Genomic DNA, 15,783 nt, shown 5'->3' with positions numbered 1-15,783 from the left:
CCGCGGCAAACCAGGCTCGGCAAGCGGATCGCATGCCCGGCAATTCAGCATGCCGTCCCTGACAGAAAAACGCTTGACGCCCCCGACGCCACCCCTTACATCGCCCCCACCCGTGGCGGAGTAGCTCAGTTGGTTAGAGCAGAGGAATCATAATCCTTGTGTCGGGGGTTCAAATCCCTCCTCCGCTACCATTTATTCCGTTGAAAGATCGCCAAGAGAATTCGAGCCCGATTTTGCGGGCTTAGAACGATCATGTTCAGGGCAACATCCGGGCTACTGTCGCGCGACATGTTTCTTCGGTGTTTGACAAGCACATTTGCGGCAGGCCAGGTTTCTGCCGATCAGGATTTCCGCGTCGAGCCACGCTCTTAACTGAATCTTTTGGCGATTGAGCCGCCCCCGACCCACCGTTCAAGCGCGGTTTCCGCAACGCGGCGGCAACCGCGCCCGGTCAGAACCTGAAGATGAAATCGGCACCGAGACCATAGGTTATCGAACCGCTCCCCAAACCATCGACCGAAGCCTTGAAGCTGCCGGTCAATCCATTGTCGCCGTCATAGCGCAGACCGCCCCCGATCCGCAGACGTCCACCCTCTCGTTGCAGATCGAGGGGAGCGGCGCCTGAGCCTTCATGCTTTGCCCATATCCCGGCGATACCGGCGCTGTGGATCCAGTTGTCATTGTCCGGCCAGACGGGGCTTTCGGCCCCCAAGTCCAGTTCGATCTCGGTCATCGAGACGGATCGGGCCGGCACGAGGTTCGACAGGCCATCAGCATAGGCGTGCTGGCTTTCGTGGACATGGCTGACCGAAAGACTTGGCCGAAGCGTCAGAACATCCACGGCATAATCGCCCTCGACGCCAAGCGAGACGAACTTGCGCTTCCCGGTGAACCTGTCGGTGAAGGTCCCGAGGGGCGTAACATGGTTCCAGGTTTTGCCGTACAGGATACTGCCCTGGTAATAGAGCCGATGATCGGCGAGCTTGCCGACGACATAAGACCCGACCAGCAAGCCGCCGCCACCGATAGCGACCCCGTCAGACGTCGTCATCCCGGAATTGTCCATCTGCAACATCACCCCGGCGAGCAAATCGTCATTCAGCACGATGTGGTTGCCGATCACGCTATGAACATAGCTCGTATTGGCTTTCTTGCCCTTCCTTGTCCGCCTTGCGCTCATCTTCATCCAGACCGCACGATCATTCTCGGCCACGAAGCTCAAATACTCCCTGTCATCGCGAAACAACGCATCCAGATCGAAGCGCCGCCTGCGCGAACGGTGCCGGCGCTGGCGCAACAATTCGACAAGATCGGGTTGCTGCTGGACGAGATCGCGTGCCCGGGCCGCCAGGAAACCGGTGATGGCCTTGCCCGTGATGATCTCGCTTTCGATCCGGGCCCACGCGATCGCGGCCATCGAGGCCTGACCGGTCTTGTCCCGGGCCGCCCCCTTAGCAAGCGCAACCGACAGATTGCCTTTTCCGTCCGCCATCACCGCGGCGCGATAACGTCGAGGCCCGCCGGTCAGCGCGGCGACCGTGCCATTCGCAACCATGACGTCACCGATGGTGAAACCAGAGACGGCTTCGCCGAAATCGAAAATGATATCAAAGCGGTCGCCCGGCAGGAAGGAAGCGGGCAAGCCGGTGAGCCGCGGTTTCGGTCCGCTGCCATCGGGACGGTTCGCAAACAGGTTCGAGGCCGTGTTGCCATTGCCGGCGGAATCCACGGCGGCGTTTTCACGCAACCGGATGGAATGGGCGAATGTCCGGGCGATAACCTGCAAGCTGTAATCCGCTCCGGTGCCCGACAGGCTAGAGATATCGGCGTTCACCACCTTGAAATCCGCGAGCGCCAGCTTGGTGACCGGCTCGGAAAAGGCGATGGCCAGCCTGTAGGGCGTTCCGGGGAAATCCGGAGTCCCGCTCAGGGTAACAGATGGTCGGGTGGTGTCGTAGGAATAGGTGAATTGCGACGCGGACAGGTTGCCGTTGCCGGCACGATCATGGGCCACGTCCTCGGCGATATCGACGGTGACAATCGATTCGCCCGAGGCAACGAGATCGAAATTGTATTCCGAACCGATCCCGGTGAATTGCTCCACGCTCGCCCCGGAAACCTGGAGGTCCGTCTGATCGAAACCCTCGACCTCCTCCGAAAAACTGACAAGAACCGGAATCCGGCCAAGGCTGTCCTGCGGCGATGCCGATGTAGTGATGGTGACGGTGGGTGCGGAGATATCGTAATCGATCGAGAACTCCGCCGCGTTTCGATTGCCGTTGCCAGCGTGATCGCTGACGGCACCTTCGGCGATCATCACACGGATGGAACCTTTTCTGTCGGCCTCTGGGATCAGATCGAAACTGTAACCTCTCCCCGAACCAGACAGGCCTTCCACCTGCGCGCCCGTTACCGACATATTGGCGGTTCCGAAAGTGACGACCTCTTCCGAGAATGTCACGGTCACCGGGATCCGGCCGATATTGGCCGGGCTCTGCACCTCCGAAGCGATGGTCACTGTCGGCGCAACGGCGTCATAGGTGATCGAAAGCCGCTTCGCGGCGATATTGCCGTTTCCAAACCTGTCCTTGGCCTGCCCGGCATCTATATCGACGGTGATGGTTCCAACCCGCGTTGGAACCAGGTCGAAGGCATAATCCGCCCCCTCGCCAGAAAAATTTTCCATCCTGCGCCGGTGAGCATGACATGATTACCCGTGAACTCGCTGACCGGCTTCGAGAATGTCACCGTGACGGGGATGCGGGCGGCGTTGCTCGGGCTGGTCACCTCAGCGGCTATCGTCACCGTCGGCACGATCCGGTCGTAAGCGATCGCGAAACTGGCACCCTCTTCGTTCATGAGGCCCGCGAGATTGGTGGCCGCACCCCTGGTGATACCGACACTCGCGCTGCCTGATTTACCTGCGGGCAAAACCAGGTTGAATGTGAAGACCGGGTTGGCAGAATCGTCGAAATTCGCAATCTCCGCTTCCTTGACCATCAGTTCTTCGGCATCGAACCCCGTTACCTTGTCCGAAAATGTCAACGTCACAGGAATACTGGCCGCAGCAGTCGGACCGACCTCGGTCGAGGTGATTTTAGGCACCGGCGCGCTGCGATCCGAGATGATCCGGAAAGTTTCCGATTGCCCATTGCCATTGCCGGCACCGTCCGTGACGCGAGTGGCGGGAATCCAGGCAGTGACCTCACCGTCTTTGGACGGCTTCAGCGTGAATATATAACTATTGTCGAGATTATCGGTGACGCCCTGTTTCGTCGCGTTGCTAACGGAAATAGCGTTGATATCGACCTCCGTCACGGCTTCGGAAAATGTCACCGTCACCGGGATAATGTCCGCAGCGGTCGGACCGGTCTCGGTTGAGGTGATTTCAGCCACCGGCGCGCTGCGATCCGAGATGATCCGGAAAGTTTCCGATTGCCCATTGTAATTGCCGGCACTGTCCGTGACGCCAGAGGCGGGAATCCAGGCAGTCACCTCACCGTCTTTGAACGGCTCCAGCGTGAATATATAGCTGTTATTGCCGATGTCGGTGACGCCCTGTCTCGTCGCGTTGCTAACGGAAATATCGGTGATATCGACTTCCGTCACGGCTTCGGAAAATGTCACCGTCACCGGGATAATGTCCGCAGCGGTCGGACCGGTCTCGGTCGAGGTGATTTCAGCCACCGGCGCGCTGTGGTCGAATACGAATTCAAGGATCCCGGATTGCATGTTGCCTTGGTCATAGGCATCGATGACAGCGTTCGCCTTGATACCGACGGTGAACCCCCCGTCTCCGGACGGCATCAGGTTGAAGCTGTAATCCCGTCCCGAGCCGCTGACAGGCCCCACCGTCGCATTAGTTGTAGAAATATCCCCGGAAACGAATCCTTCCACATCCTTGGAAAATTTCACATTGACTGGCAGCGATGAAAGATTCGTCAGCCCCGAGACGGTCGAGGTGATCTCCTCGACCTCCGGGGGCGGAGGGATAGGGGTGCCCAAAATGGTGATCTTCGATCCGTCGAGATATGTGTGTCCGCCAGGATCGGCCCAGCCAGGAACCTCGGTTGCGTCAAAGAATGAGAAATCCCACTTTCCGGCAGGATACTTGACCTGGGGTCGGTAAGAATAGGATGCGGTTTTTGTGATCGTCTTGTGCAATTCCACATCGTAGTTCCAGCCGAAATGCGTCCTGCCATTCAATATCACCCACTTCCCGCCCGGTGGCCGAACATACAGGCGAATACCTTCATCCAGGCTATACATCCTGTGGGCGAGCGTGATGTCGATCCTGACTTCAGAAAAAATGTAACCCTCTTCAACAAAAAGAGATTTATAGATCGCTCCGCCATCAATATTCACTTCTGTTCCGTTAAGATCCAATGTCGCCAGAGCGACCTTGGCATTTGCCGAACCGGTGGCCGCGATCAAGATAAGGCATGTCATCGCGAGTATTTGCCCGAAGCCTGACAGGCCGCGTCCGATCACGCTCCTACCTTGCAGTTGGCACGCATACCCACCATGACAAATCACTATCGACCTCCAGACAAAGCCTAGTCCGGGGCCGATAATCGCCCGAATCGCACAAGCAAGGCGTTAACAACACGTGAAAATATGCCGCGCATTTTATCCGTTCCGGCAGCAGGGAAGTCATTCGGGGTCATCGGGGTTCAGCATCTCGCAAGCCATCCCGCACCCGGCAATCGCCGCGGATCGCGTCCTCGACCATATTTGCGGCCTCCGCCCCCTTACCTGATGTCATGATCTGGTGGCCTCTCGGTAGAAGAACGGATAACGGCGAAGTGTCGGCTTGGGATAAACCGGACCTCCGCAACCACCTGTGTCCCCCTTGAGACTGGCCCGGACGGGTTTATCCGGCCCGCTCCCTGTGCCGGAAGGGCTCCGTGTCCAAGGTGCAGGCGTTATCTGGGCGCTACGGACAGCCTGCGCCGCTCGGCCGAGGCCAGGGTTTCGCGGCGCCAGATATAGATACCGGAACTCATGATGATCAGCGCGCCGATAATGGTCCAGATACCGGGATAGGCCGCAAAGACGACGATGCTTGCGATACTGGCAAAGACCATCTGCAGGTAAACCACCGGGGCCAGGACCGAGGCATCGGCAAAGCGATGCGCCACCGTGGCGAGGATATGCCCGATCCCGCCGAAGATGCCGATCAGGCCTAACACGACCATATTCAGGGTCGTGTCCGGCCAGACCCAGTTTCCGAGCGCGAAAGGCGCGATGCAGAGCGTCGCGAGCCCGCTCGACCAGATCTGCGAGGTCGCGGTCGTCTCCTGCCCCGCCAACATGCGGGTCAGCACGAAATACAGCGAGGCGCAACTCAGCGCACCAAGCGAAAGGAACATCGCCGGGCTAAACTCTGCCCCCCATGGCTGCACCACGACCAGCACGCCGGCAAAGCCGGTCAGCACCGCAAGCAGGCGGCGTAATCCGATCTTTTCGCCCAGCATCGGCATCGACAGCAGCGTCACCACGATGGGACCGGCGAACATGATCGAGGTGGTGACCGTCAGCGGCAGATAGCTGAGCGCCTGGAAATTCAGCATCGTGCTTCCCAGTAGCGCAAGCGACCGCAGCGCCTGAACCGGCCAGCGGACCGAACGAAAGACACCCGCCCCCTCACCCGGCAGGTAAAGAACCAGCGAGAGCAGGAAATGCGTCGCATATCGGCAGAACACCACCTGAAGCGCCGGCAGTCCCGCAAGGATCAGCCATTTTGCCGATGTGTCGATGCAGGTGAAAAAGCCCACTCCCAGGCACATGGTCAGCAGGCCGAAACCCGAGCGGTCCTCGCGCGGTGCGGCAATCGATGGCATTACCTTCAACCCCGTTCCATCACATGACCGCGCCGATCTGCCACGGAACGAATTCGAAATCTCCCAGCCCCTGCTTCTCGGACTTGGTCTGCTCGCCCGAGGCCATGCGCAACCACATCCCGTAGATCTCGCGCCCGACCTCTTCGACGCTGGCCTCGCCGGTCAGGATACGGCCCGCATTGATGTCCATATCGTCCACCATGCGGTTATACATCTCGGAATTGGTGGCAATCTTCATCGAGGGCGAAGGCTTTGCCCCGAAGGCCGAACCGCGTCCGGTGGTGAAGGACACCAGATTGCAGCCAGAGGCGATCTGCCCGGTCACCGAGGCAGGATCGTATCCGGGCGAATCCATGAACACGAAGCCGGTTTCGGTGATCGGCTCGGCGTAACGGTAGACGCCTTTCAGCGGCGTGGTCCCCCCTTTGGCAGCAGCGCCGAGCGATTTTTCCAGGATCGTCGTCAATCCACCCTTCTTGTTCCCCGGCGAGGGGTTGTTGTCCATCGAGCCCTTGTTGCGCGCCGTATAATCCTGCCACCAGTCGATCAGACCGATCAGCTTGCGGCCCACCTGTTCATCCGCCGCACGTGCGGTCAGCAGATGCTCGGCGCCGTAGATTTCCGGCGTTTCGGCCAGCACCCCGGTGCCGCCCTGAGCAACCAGCAAATCGCAGGCATGACCTAGCGCCGGATTGGCCGTAACCCCGGACCACGCGTCCGAGCCACCGCATTGCAGCGCCACCATCAGTTCCGAGGCCGGGCATGCCTGCCGCTGGATATCGTTGACGAGGGGCAGCATCGCCTCGATCTTTTTGATTCCCAGCTGAACGGTCTTTTGCAGGCCCCCGACATCCTGGATGTTCATGGCCTGGAACAGCGGTCCGGGCGTCAGGCCATAGGCCTCGATCAGCCAGTCGATCTGCATCATCTCGCAGCCCAGCCCCGCCATCAGCACCCCGCCGACATTGGGATTGCGCGCATAGCCCCACAATGTGCGTTGCAGCACCTCGAAACCGGTGCCGTCACCACCCATGGCGCAGCCGGTGCCGTGAACGAAGGCGACGACACCATCGACATTCGGATAATCGGCCAGCTTCTCGGCGGTAAAATTCTGCGCGATCAGCCGCGCCGCCGTGGCCGAGCAGTTCACCGAGGTCAGAACCGCGATATAGTTCCGGGTCCCGACGCGGCCCGTCGCACGCCGATAACCCTGAAACATGTCTTGCTGCGCAACCTCGGGGGCCGGGCGCAGATTGGTCGCGAACTGATGTTCGTGGTCCACATTGCGAAAATCGAGGTTATGCGTGTGTACATGAGAGCCCGTGGCAATATCCTCATGCGCATAGCCGATGATTTGCGCGTATTTGATCACCGCCTCGCCCTTGGCGATGTCGCGGGTTGCCATCTTGTGTCCGCGCGGGATCAGCATCGTCGCCCCCTCGGTTCCAACCTCCAACGGTCGAACGGCGGTCACGACATTGTCTTCGGGCGACAGGCGAACGGTAGCTGACATCTGGCTTCCTTCGGTATTATGCGCAGGCGGGGCTGTCGCTGCGCCAGCGGTGGATCGGAATATGAGCCTGTCCCGACAGGCGAGTGCGCGTGTCTTCCCACATCCGCCGCAATTCGCGCCAATCGGTCAGTTTCTGCGGCGGATCTCGGTGCGAACGCGCAGCGAATTCAGGAAAATGCGCCCGCCCCGTCGACTGGCCGGTGACATCATATCGCAGATCGAAGGACCTGCGAAAGCCGTCAGAGCGATTTGCCAGCGACGAATGCGGGGGCAACGGATGGAACACCACCGCCATAACCACCCCGTCCCGTTCGAACCGTGCGGCTTGTTCGGTCGTGAGCATTACCACCTCGCTTTACAGGAACACCGAAACCAGCGGCGGCCAGATCAGCAACAGCGACAGGGCCAGCAACTGGATGACGATGAATGGCAGGAAGCCGCGGAAGATATCGGTCAGCGAGATCTCCGGCGGTGCCACCGATTTGAGATAGAAGGCGGCAGGTCCGAATGGCGGCGACAGGAAACTGACCTGCATGTTCATGCAGAACACCACCCCGAACCAGATCGCGACATGGCTGGGCTCCAGCGAACCGAAGAAACCCAGTTCCTCGACCGGCAGTTTCAGCACGATGGGCAGGAAGACCGGGATGACCAGCAGCACGATCCCAACCCAGTCCATGAATGCGCCAAGCATCAGGAATATCAGCATCATGATCAGGATCACGCCCATGGTCGGCAACTCGCTGCCGACAATGGTCGAGGCGATGAAGGTCGGCCCCCCCGCAATTGTATAGGCCCCTGCAAGCGCGGTCGCCCCGATGGTCACCCAGATGATCGTTCCGGTCGCCTTAAGTGTGCGTTTCAGGGCCTCCCATAGCAGGTGAAAACTCATCTCGCCGCGTAGCGTGGCGATGACGCCGACGGCGATGACACCCATACCCGCAGCTTCGGTGATGCCGGTGATGCCGCCATAGATCGAGCCGAGCACGACCCCGATCACGACCAGCGGGCCAACCAGCCCCTTGCCCATGCGCCAGCCTTCGGCGAAACGCTGGCGGCCGAATACAAGGACCTGCAATGCAATGGCAACCACCACGACGACGCCGAATATCACCGCGTAATCCGGCGTGCCGAAAGCAACGGACTCGACGCCCTCGACCGCCGCATTCCGGCCTGTGAGGGTAAAGAAGAGTGCCCGCAGGAACAGCACGGCGCTGCCGCCCCCGACAAGGGTGACAAGGAATGACAGGAACAGGTTGCGCTTTTCGTTCCCCTCGGGTTCGCCCGGTTCGGGCTCCGGCAGCGGAGCGAGCGAAGGATTCAACTGCGTGCGGACGATAATGTAGATGATGATGAAGGTGGCCAGGATGAACCCCGGCAGGAAACTCGCGGTGAACAGCGCCTTGATCGATGTCTCGGTGATCAGGCCATAGATGATCAGCACGATCGAGGGCGGGATCATCGTCCCCAGAGATCCCGAGGCGCAGATCGTCCCGATGGCGAGGTTCCGGTCATAGCCGAGACGCAGCATTTGCGGCAGGGCGATCAGCCCCAGCAGCACGACCTCGCCGCCGATGATCCCCGACATCGCGGCCATGATGACCGCCATGATCGAGGTCACGATGGCAATGCCGCCCCTTTTGCGCGACAGCCAGACATTCAGCGAATTATACATCTCGGCAGCGATGCCCGAGCGTTCCAGCAAATTCGCCATGAATATGAACAACGGCACGGATATGAGGACGTAATCCGTCAATATCCCGTATATCCGCTGTGCCAGGATATTCAGCGGTCCGGTCCCGAAATTCGCGAACAGCATCTCGGGCCCGAAACGCATGACCAGGACCGCCACGGCCATGACCGCCGAAGCGAAGCCCAGCGGCATGCCGATCGCCAGCAACACGAGCAAGGCGACCAGCAGGATGAGAGAAAGGGTTCCTATATCGAACATCAGCCGGATTTCCCCTGGTTGCCCTGTGCCTGAGCGGTGTTGATCATGTCCTCGACCTCGGTCTCGTCTATGATGCCGTGATGCTGCGGCCCCTTGTTCCAATCGGTAATCAGATTGATCACCGCCTGAAGCGCCACAAGGATGATGACGACGAGGATGAGCATTTTCATTGTCGCCGGAATCGGTGGATCGAAGGCCGTCCCGAAGGTCTCCCAGCGAAGGAACTTGCTATAGGCTTCGTCGAAGCTGCCCCAGACCATCGCGATGGCGAATATCACGATCAGTGCAGTCGAGATGCTGTCGCAGATCTTCTGCAGCCACCGGGGGAGGACATCGTAGAGCAGGAAGATGCGGATATGGCTTCGCTGCTGCATGGCGTAGAGGCCGGAAAACAAAAAGACGAACCCCGCCAGCCAAAGCGATAGCTCGTTCGCCCACAGGGTCGGCGCTTCGAACACATAGCGCAAGACGACCTCGTAGAACATGACGCAGACCAGCACCGCGACAAGCAGCATCGTCACACGGCTGAGAAACAACGAAAGCTTGTCGAACGGGTTTTCCAGAACGCCCTCGCCTTCGGTCACCCCGGCGCTGCGAACTCCCGCCACCGCAGCGATGAGGGCGCCAAGCAGGAAAAGGAAGTCGATGGCGCCGGCAGCCTGATATTTCGAATTCAGATTATCATTGCCCGCCCCGAGCAGGATAATGAAGCGCGGCAGATACCAGATCACCCAGGCCATGCAGAGTGCAAAGATTGCGGGCCAGACATAAGTCAGCTTGGAAGCGGCTTTCTCGGGCAAGTTGACCTCCCCATCCGTGGTAAGGGATGCGGCACCCGGATCGAATGCCGCGCCACATATGCTTGTGATCAGCCTTCTTCGCCCAACAGGCCGAGTTGGGTCATGAAGTCGACATGGCTGTCAACCAGCGCCTTGGCTTCCGGGGTCTTGGCCGCCCATTCCTGCCACGCGCTCTGTGCTGCCTCGCGGAAGGCGGCGCGGTCCTCGGTCGACCAGTCATGCAAGGTCACCCCCTGCTTTTCCAGCTCTGCCGCGGCCTTCGCGTTCTCGACCTCGAAGGTCAGCGCAGTCTGGAAGGCCAGCTTCTGCATGGCCGTGTCGATGATCGCCTTATGCGCGTCGCTCAGGCTTTCCCACTTGTCCAGGCGGCAGGCCAGGTGATCCGACGGCATCGAGTGGAAACCCGGATAGGTGGCGTGCTTGACCAGATCGAAAAGACCGATGGACTTGTTGTTCGCCAGCCCCGAGTAATCGGTGGCGTCGATGATCCCGGTTTCCAGCGCGGTGAAGACCTCGGTGAAATCCATCACCACGGGCGAGGCGCCAAGTGCCGCGAAAATTTCTGTCTCCATCCCCGGAGGCGAGCGGAACTTGAAATTCTTCAGGTCGTCGATACTGGCAACGGGCGTCTTGGAGGCCAGCGATTCCTGACCGTAGATCCACCAGCCGACAAGCTTCATGTTGAACTGGCCATACAGCTCGTCCGCAGCCTCGAAGCCGCCATTATACAGCCAGGCATATTGCTGCCACGGCGTGTCATAACCGCCCATGATATCGCCGACGAACTGGAAGGCGGGGTTCTTGCCGGTCTGATAGGCGCCGCCGGTCATGTCGCAATCGATGATCCCGTTGGCCGCCGCATCGAATGTTTCAACGGTCTTCACGACAGAGGACGAGAAGAACAGCTCGATGTCGATCTCGCCATTAGACATTGTCTCGACGTCATCGACAAATTGCTGCGCCAGCTTGCCGGATGTCTGCTCGGGTGCATAATGGGACTGGATGCTCAGGGTTTCCTGAGCCATTGCCGGCACCGCAACAAGCATTGCCAATGTCGACACCTTGGCCAATACCTTGAATTTCATTATCTTCTCCTCCTGTTGGTCGCCTGTGAGGCGTTTCTGATCTTGCTCCCACACAATTCAGATGGTATACCATTTAAATTCCGCAACGTAACCCTTCCATTTGTAACAATCAACAGTTTTGAATATGCACGGACTACGCGGTTGCGCATAGGGGCCGGTGGCTTTAGCCATCGCCAGATAATCGTTTCCTTGAGTGGGCAGGAACCGTCATGGCAGGTGAAATCCTGGCGGAAGATATCGCCAACAAGCTGCGCCGCGATATACTTCGCGGTGTTCTCGCGCCCGGCGCACCCGTGAAGGAACGCGACGCCGCCGCCAAATACGGCGTCAGCCGCACTCCCATGCGTGAAGCAATTCGCATCCTGGCGAATGACGGCCTGGTCCTGCTCCGCACCGCTCGCAGCCCGGTCGTGGCCGATCCTTCACTTAAGGAGGTCAGCGACGATATCGCCGTCCTCAGCGCGCTGGAACTCCTGTCCGGACGACTGGCCTGCAAACACGCGACAGAGGAGGAGATCGCGGATATCAGCGCGATCCAGGATCGCTTCGCCGAGATGCACAATGCTCCCGGCACGGACAGGCTCGAACTGTTCGAAACCGACATGAGTTTTCACATCGCCATCGCGCGGGCTTCGCATAACCCTTCGCTTGCCGATACCTACAGCGCCTATCTCGCGCGGTTGTGGCGTGCCCGCTACCTGTCGGCCATCCAGCGGCGGTCCCGGGCGACCGTGCTGAGGCAGCACGGCAGGATCGTGGAGGGGCTGCGCGAGCGAGATATCGCAAAGACCCGCAAGGCGATGGAGAGCCATCTGGAGCGCCTGTCGGTCAATATGCTGGAATATTTCGAATCCCGCACGGCGAAGTCCGAGCCGGTCAATTGACCGGCGTCAGAAGTGCCTCGCCCTTCCGAAACGCCCGGAGATTGTCGCGCTGCAAGCTGGCCATGGCGGCACGAGTCTCGACCGTGTCCGAGCCCTGATGCGGCTGCAGCAGCACATTATCAAGCGCCAGGAAACGCGGATCGATATTCGGCTCGCTGGCAAAGACATCCAGACCGGCGCCGCGGATCCTGTTTTGCTCCAGCGCGTCCAGCAGCGCGGCCTCGTCGATCACCGAACCACGCGAGATATTGACGATGATCCCGTCCGGGCCAAGTGCGTCCAGCATCCCGGCAGTGACAAATCCCTCGGTAGCGGGACCCCCGACCAGCGAGACGATCAGGTAATCCACCGCACCGGCCAGTTCGACCGGATCGGAATGATAGGTCCAGCCCGGCGTATCCTTCGGTGATCGGGCGTAGTAATGCATCTCCATCTTGAAGGCCGCCAACCTGTCGGCGATCTCGCGCCCGATGCGGCCAAGCCCAAGAATGCCGGCCTTGCCTCCGGACACCTTGCGATTCATCGGCATCTCGCCCTTCTCGGCCCATTGGCCCGAACGGACCCAGTCCGAACCTTCGACCAGCTTGCGCGACTGACCGATCAGCAGGGCAACCGCAAGATCGGCAACATCGTCGTTCAGCACATCCGGCGTATTGGTAACCTTGATTCCACGCTCGCTGGCTGCCGCGATATCTATGGCATCGAAGCCTACCCCGAAATTCGCGATCAGCCCGAGATTCGGCAGCATGTCCATCACGCTGGCGTCAAAAGCCTTGTGCCCCTTGTAGGCAACCGCCCGCACCCGGCCCCGCTCTTCCTGCGACAGTTCGGCCAAAGCCTCTGGCCCCGAAAGTTGCCTTGCACCGAAATCCTCGATGAGCGCGTCGAGCGCCCAATCCGGATATGCTCCAATCGCCAGTATGTCCTTCATCAACTTGACCTCTCTTTATGAATAGGCGGGATTGATCGGCCCGATCAGGATGATCTGGCGGTTCCCGGCAGCGGGGAACGCGTCACGCCGCACCCCATGGACCCGGGGCCTTCGCCATGGCTTGCACGTCAGCCGCGCCCGATGAAGGGCATCTTGGTCGCCATCACCGTCATGAACTGCACATTCGCCTCCAGCGGCAGTTCGGCCATATGCAACACCGCATCCGCGATGATCGCCGCATTGATCACCGGCTCGACCGCAGTCGAGCCATCCGCCTGCGGCACCCCCCTGATCATCCTTTCCGCCATGTCGGTCAGGGCATTGCCGATATCGATCTGCCCACAGGCGATATCGAAGGGACGGCCATCGAGCGACAATGTCCGCGTCAGCCCCGTCACCGCGTGTTTCGACATGGTATAGGGGACCGAGCCCGGCCGCGGCACATGCGCGGAAATCGAGCCGTTATTGATGATCCGTCCGCCCATGGGATCCTGCCTGCGCATCTGCCCAAAGGCGGCCCGCGCGGCGAGGAACATGCCGGTGATGTTGATGTCGCAGACCTGCCGCCATTCCTCGACCGAGATCTCGTCGATGGGTTTGCCCGGCACATTGGTGCCGGCATTGTTGAACAGCGCGTCCACCCGGCCCCACTCCCCCGCCGCTTTCGCGAAGGCGGCACCGACAGCCTGCGCATCGGTCACATCGCAGGGCAGCACCAGCGCGGCGCCATATCCTTGCGCCGTTTCCTCCAGCGGTGCCGGGCGGCGCCCGATCAGCCCGACGCGCCATCCCCTGTCCAGAAACAGCCGCGCCGCCGCCCGGCCGATGCCGCTGCCCGCCCCGGTTACCAGGATTGATTTCCCGCTCATTCGGTCTCCCCCTATCCAGATCGATCAGGCTACGCGCCTGTCAGTGATTGTCGCGCGGCAGGCTTCCGGCAACCTTCTGGTAAGCCGTCGCCAGTTCGAGACAGCCGCCATCGGCAAGCTGGCCGACATGACGGCGGTAGATCTCCTGCCAAGGGGTCTGGCTGACGATTTCGGGCGGCGACCATGCCGCGCGGCGCGCCTCCCATTCCCCGTCATCGACAAGCGCGTCCATGGTGCTGGCATTCAGATCCAGCCGCACCCGGTCCCCGGTCCTGAGCAGCGCCAGCCCGCCGCCGACCACGGCCTCGGGCGAGGCGTTCAGGATCGAGGGTGACTCGGAAGTTCCCGATTGCCGCCCGTCCCCGACCGTCGGCAGATGCTGCACACCCTGGCGCAGGACCGCATCGGGGGGCTGCATGTTCACCACCTCGGCAGAGCCGGGATAACCCACGCAGCCGACATTGCGGATGAACAGGATCGACCTGTCGTCGATCCCCAGCGAGGGATCGTTGATCCGGTCGTGATAATCCTCCGGGCCTTCGAACACCACGCGCGCGCTCGTATATCCCCTCATGCCCCGGCTCGGACAGGTAGCGCTTGCGAAAGTCATCCGAGATGACGCTGGTCTTCATCAGGGCCGAATCGAAGAGATTGCCCGACAGGACCAGGAAACCCGCATTCTCGCGCATCGGATCGGCGACCGTACGGATGACATCGCGATCCACGCTTTCCGCATTGGCAAGGTTCTCGCCCATCGTTCGGCCATTCGCAGTCATCGCCCCTTCGCGGATCAGCCCGGCCTTGCGCAGCTCTCCCATCACCGCCGGCACCCCACCGGCGCGGAAGAAGGACTCGCCCAGATATTCCCCCGCGGGCTGCATGTTGACCAGCAGCGGCACCTCGAATCCGATGCTCTGCCAGTCCTTCACGTTCAGCTCCACGCCCGCATGCCGTGCTACCGCCTGCAAATGCGGCGGCGCGTTGGTCGAACCGCCGATCGCCGAATTGGTGACGATCGCATTCTCGAAGGCCTCGCGGGTCAGGATGTCCGAAGGCTTCAGATCCTCATGCACCATCGTCACGATCCGCTTGCCGGTCTCATAGGCCATGTTCATCCGCTCGCGGAACGGCGCCGGAATGGCCGAATTGCCCGGCAGGCTCATCCCCAGAGCCTCGGCCATGGCATTCATCGTCGAGGCGGTGCCCATCGTGTTGCAATGTCCCAGCGACGGAGCCGAGGCACAGACACGGGACATGAACTCGTCGTAATCGATCTTGCCCTCGGCCAGCAGGCGGCGGCTTTCCCAGACGATAGTGCCCGACCCGGCCCGCTTGCCGCGCCACCAGCCATCCAGCATCGGCCCGCCATTGAGGGCAATCGCCGGGATATCCACCGTCGCCGCCCCCATCAGCATCGCCGGGGTGGTCTTGTCGCAGCCGGTGGTCAGCACCACCCCGTCGATGGGATAGCCATGCAGAACCTCGACAAGGCTCAGATAGGCAAGGTTCCGGTCCAGTGCCGCGGTCGGGCGCTTGCCGGTCTCCTGGATCGGATGGACCGGGAACTCCATCGGGACACCGCCCGCATCGCGGATTCCCGCCTTGATCCGGTCCATCAGGAAGACATGGATCTTGTTGCAGGGCGCAATGTCGCTGCCGGTATTGGCGATGCCGATGACCGGACGCTCGCCCTGCAATTCCCCGCGCGTGAATTGCTGGTTCTGGTAACGCTCGACATATAGCGCCGTCATGCCCGGATTGTTCGGATTGTCGAACCATTCCTGCGAGCGGAATTTTCGGTTCGCGCGCGTATCGCCCATGATCTGATGCCTTTCCCATTGCGGGTAATGCCAAGGCGCATTCCCAGCTTCGGTCTTGAGAAAGGATTGCAGAATGGTATACCAGAA

At 60.6% G+C, this 15,783-nt stretch carries 11 protein-coding genes, 1 tRNA gene and 1 pseudogene; 2 read left to right on the top strand and 11 right to left on the bottom strand.

What is annotated here, in order from left to right:
* Positions 1-114: 114 nt before the first annotated feature.
* Positions 115-191, top strand: a tRNA-Met gene (locus A7A09_RS08610).
* Positions 192-451: 260 nt separating this feature from the next.
* On the opposite strand, the gene A7A09_RS08605 is transcribed toward A7A09_RS08610, so the two are convergent.
* The 8 genes from A7A09_RS08605 to A7A09_RS08570 form a co-directional block, all read right to left on the bottom strand.
* Positions 452-2,686, bottom strand: a complete 2,235-nt coding sequence (locus A7A09_RS08605; protein WP_106690996.1) for an Ig-like domain-containing protein — start codon at positions 2,684-2,686, stop codon at positions 452-454.
* Positions 2,605-4,491, bottom strand: a complete 1,887-nt coding sequence (locus A7A09_RS08600) for an Ig-like domain-containing protein (RefSeq protein ID WP_148043631.1) — start codon at positions 4,489-4,491, stop codon at positions 2,605-2,607. The genes A7A09_RS08605 and A7A09_RS08600 overlap by 82 nt, the downstream gene beginning before the upstream one ends.
* Positions 4,492-4,925: 434 nt before the next feature.
* Positions 4,926-5,843: a DMT family transporter gene (locus A7A09_RS08595; RefSeq protein ID WP_106690994.1), complete on the bottom strand. Its 918-nt coding sequence runs from the start codon at positions 5,841-5,843 to the stop codon at positions 4,926-4,928.
* Between the two features lie 19 nt (positions 5,844-5,862).
* A complete protein-coding gene (locus A7A09_RS08590; protein ID WP_106690993.1) occupies positions 5,863-7,356 on the bottom strand; it encodes a UxaA family hydrolase in 1,494 nt (497 codons plus the stop codon).
* Positions 7,357-7,372: 16 nt separating this feature from the next.
* Positions 7,373-7,699, bottom strand: coding sequence for a hypothetical protein (locus A7A09_RS08585; protein ID WP_211341080.1), 327 nt, complete (start codon positions 7,697-7,699; stop codon positions 7,373-7,375).
* A gap of 12 nt (positions 7,700-7,711) precedes the next feature.
* Entirely contained in the window at positions 7,712-9,307 is a 1,596-nt protein-coding gene (locus tag A7A09_RS08580) for a TRAP transporter large permease (RefSeq protein WP_106690992.1), read from the bottom strand.
* Positions 9,307-10,107, bottom strand: coding sequence for a TRAP transporter small permease subunit (locus A7A09_RS08575; protein WP_245999233.1), 801 nt, complete (start codon positions 10,105-10,107; stop codon positions 9,307-9,309). The genes A7A09_RS08580 and A7A09_RS08575 overlap by 1 nt, the downstream gene beginning before the upstream one ends.
* A 68-nt stretch (positions 10,108-10,175) precedes the next feature.
* Entirely contained in the window at positions 10,176-11,192 is a 1,017-nt protein-coding gene (locus tag A7A09_RS08570; RefSeq protein WP_106691080.1) for a TRAP transporter substrate-binding protein, read from the bottom strand.
* Positions 11,193-11,401: 209 nt separating this feature from the next.
* On the opposite strand from A7A09_RS08570, the gene A7A09_RS08565 reads away from it, so the two are divergent.
* A complete protein-coding gene (locus A7A09_RS08565) occupies positions 11,402-12,076 on the top strand; it encodes a GntR family transcriptional regulator (RefSeq protein WP_106690990.1) in 675 nt (224 codons plus the stop codon).
* On the opposite strand, the gene A7A09_RS08560 is transcribed toward A7A09_RS08565, so the two are convergent.
* The 3 genes and pseudogenes from A7A09_RS08560 to A7A09_RS08550 form a co-directional block, all read right to left on the bottom strand.
* Positions 12,069-13,007 (bottom strand): 2-hydroxyacid dehydrogenase, encoded by a 939-nt coding sequence (locus tag A7A09_RS08560; RefSeq protein WP_106690989.1) that lies wholly within the window; start codon positions 13,005-13,007, stop codon positions 12,069-12,071. The two genes, A7A09_RS08565 and A7A09_RS08560, sit on opposite strands and share 8 nt — an antisense overlap.
* Before the next feature lie 128 nt (positions 13,008-13,135).
* The gene (locus tag A7A09_RS08555; RefSeq protein ID WP_106690988.1) at positions 13,136-13,876 is read right to left on the bottom strand and encodes an SDR family oxidoreductase; all 741 of its coding nucleotides are present in this window, start codon (positions 13,874-13,876) and stop codon (positions 13,136-13,138) included.
* 40 nt (positions 13,877-13,916) lie between these two features.
* A pseudogene (locus tag A7A09_RS08550) lies at positions 13,917-15,696 on the bottom strand (IlvD/Edd family dehydratase).
* Between the last annotated feature and the right edge of the window lie 87 nt (positions 15,697-15,783).

It is taken from the genome of Paracoccus methylarcula (assembly GCF_003007735.2).
Classification (GTDB): Bacteria; Pseudomonadota; Alphaproteobacteria; order Rhodobacterales; family Rhodobacteraceae; genus Paracoccus; species Paracoccus methylarcula.
This window is presented reverse-complemented; position numbering and strand designations above follow the sequence as displayed.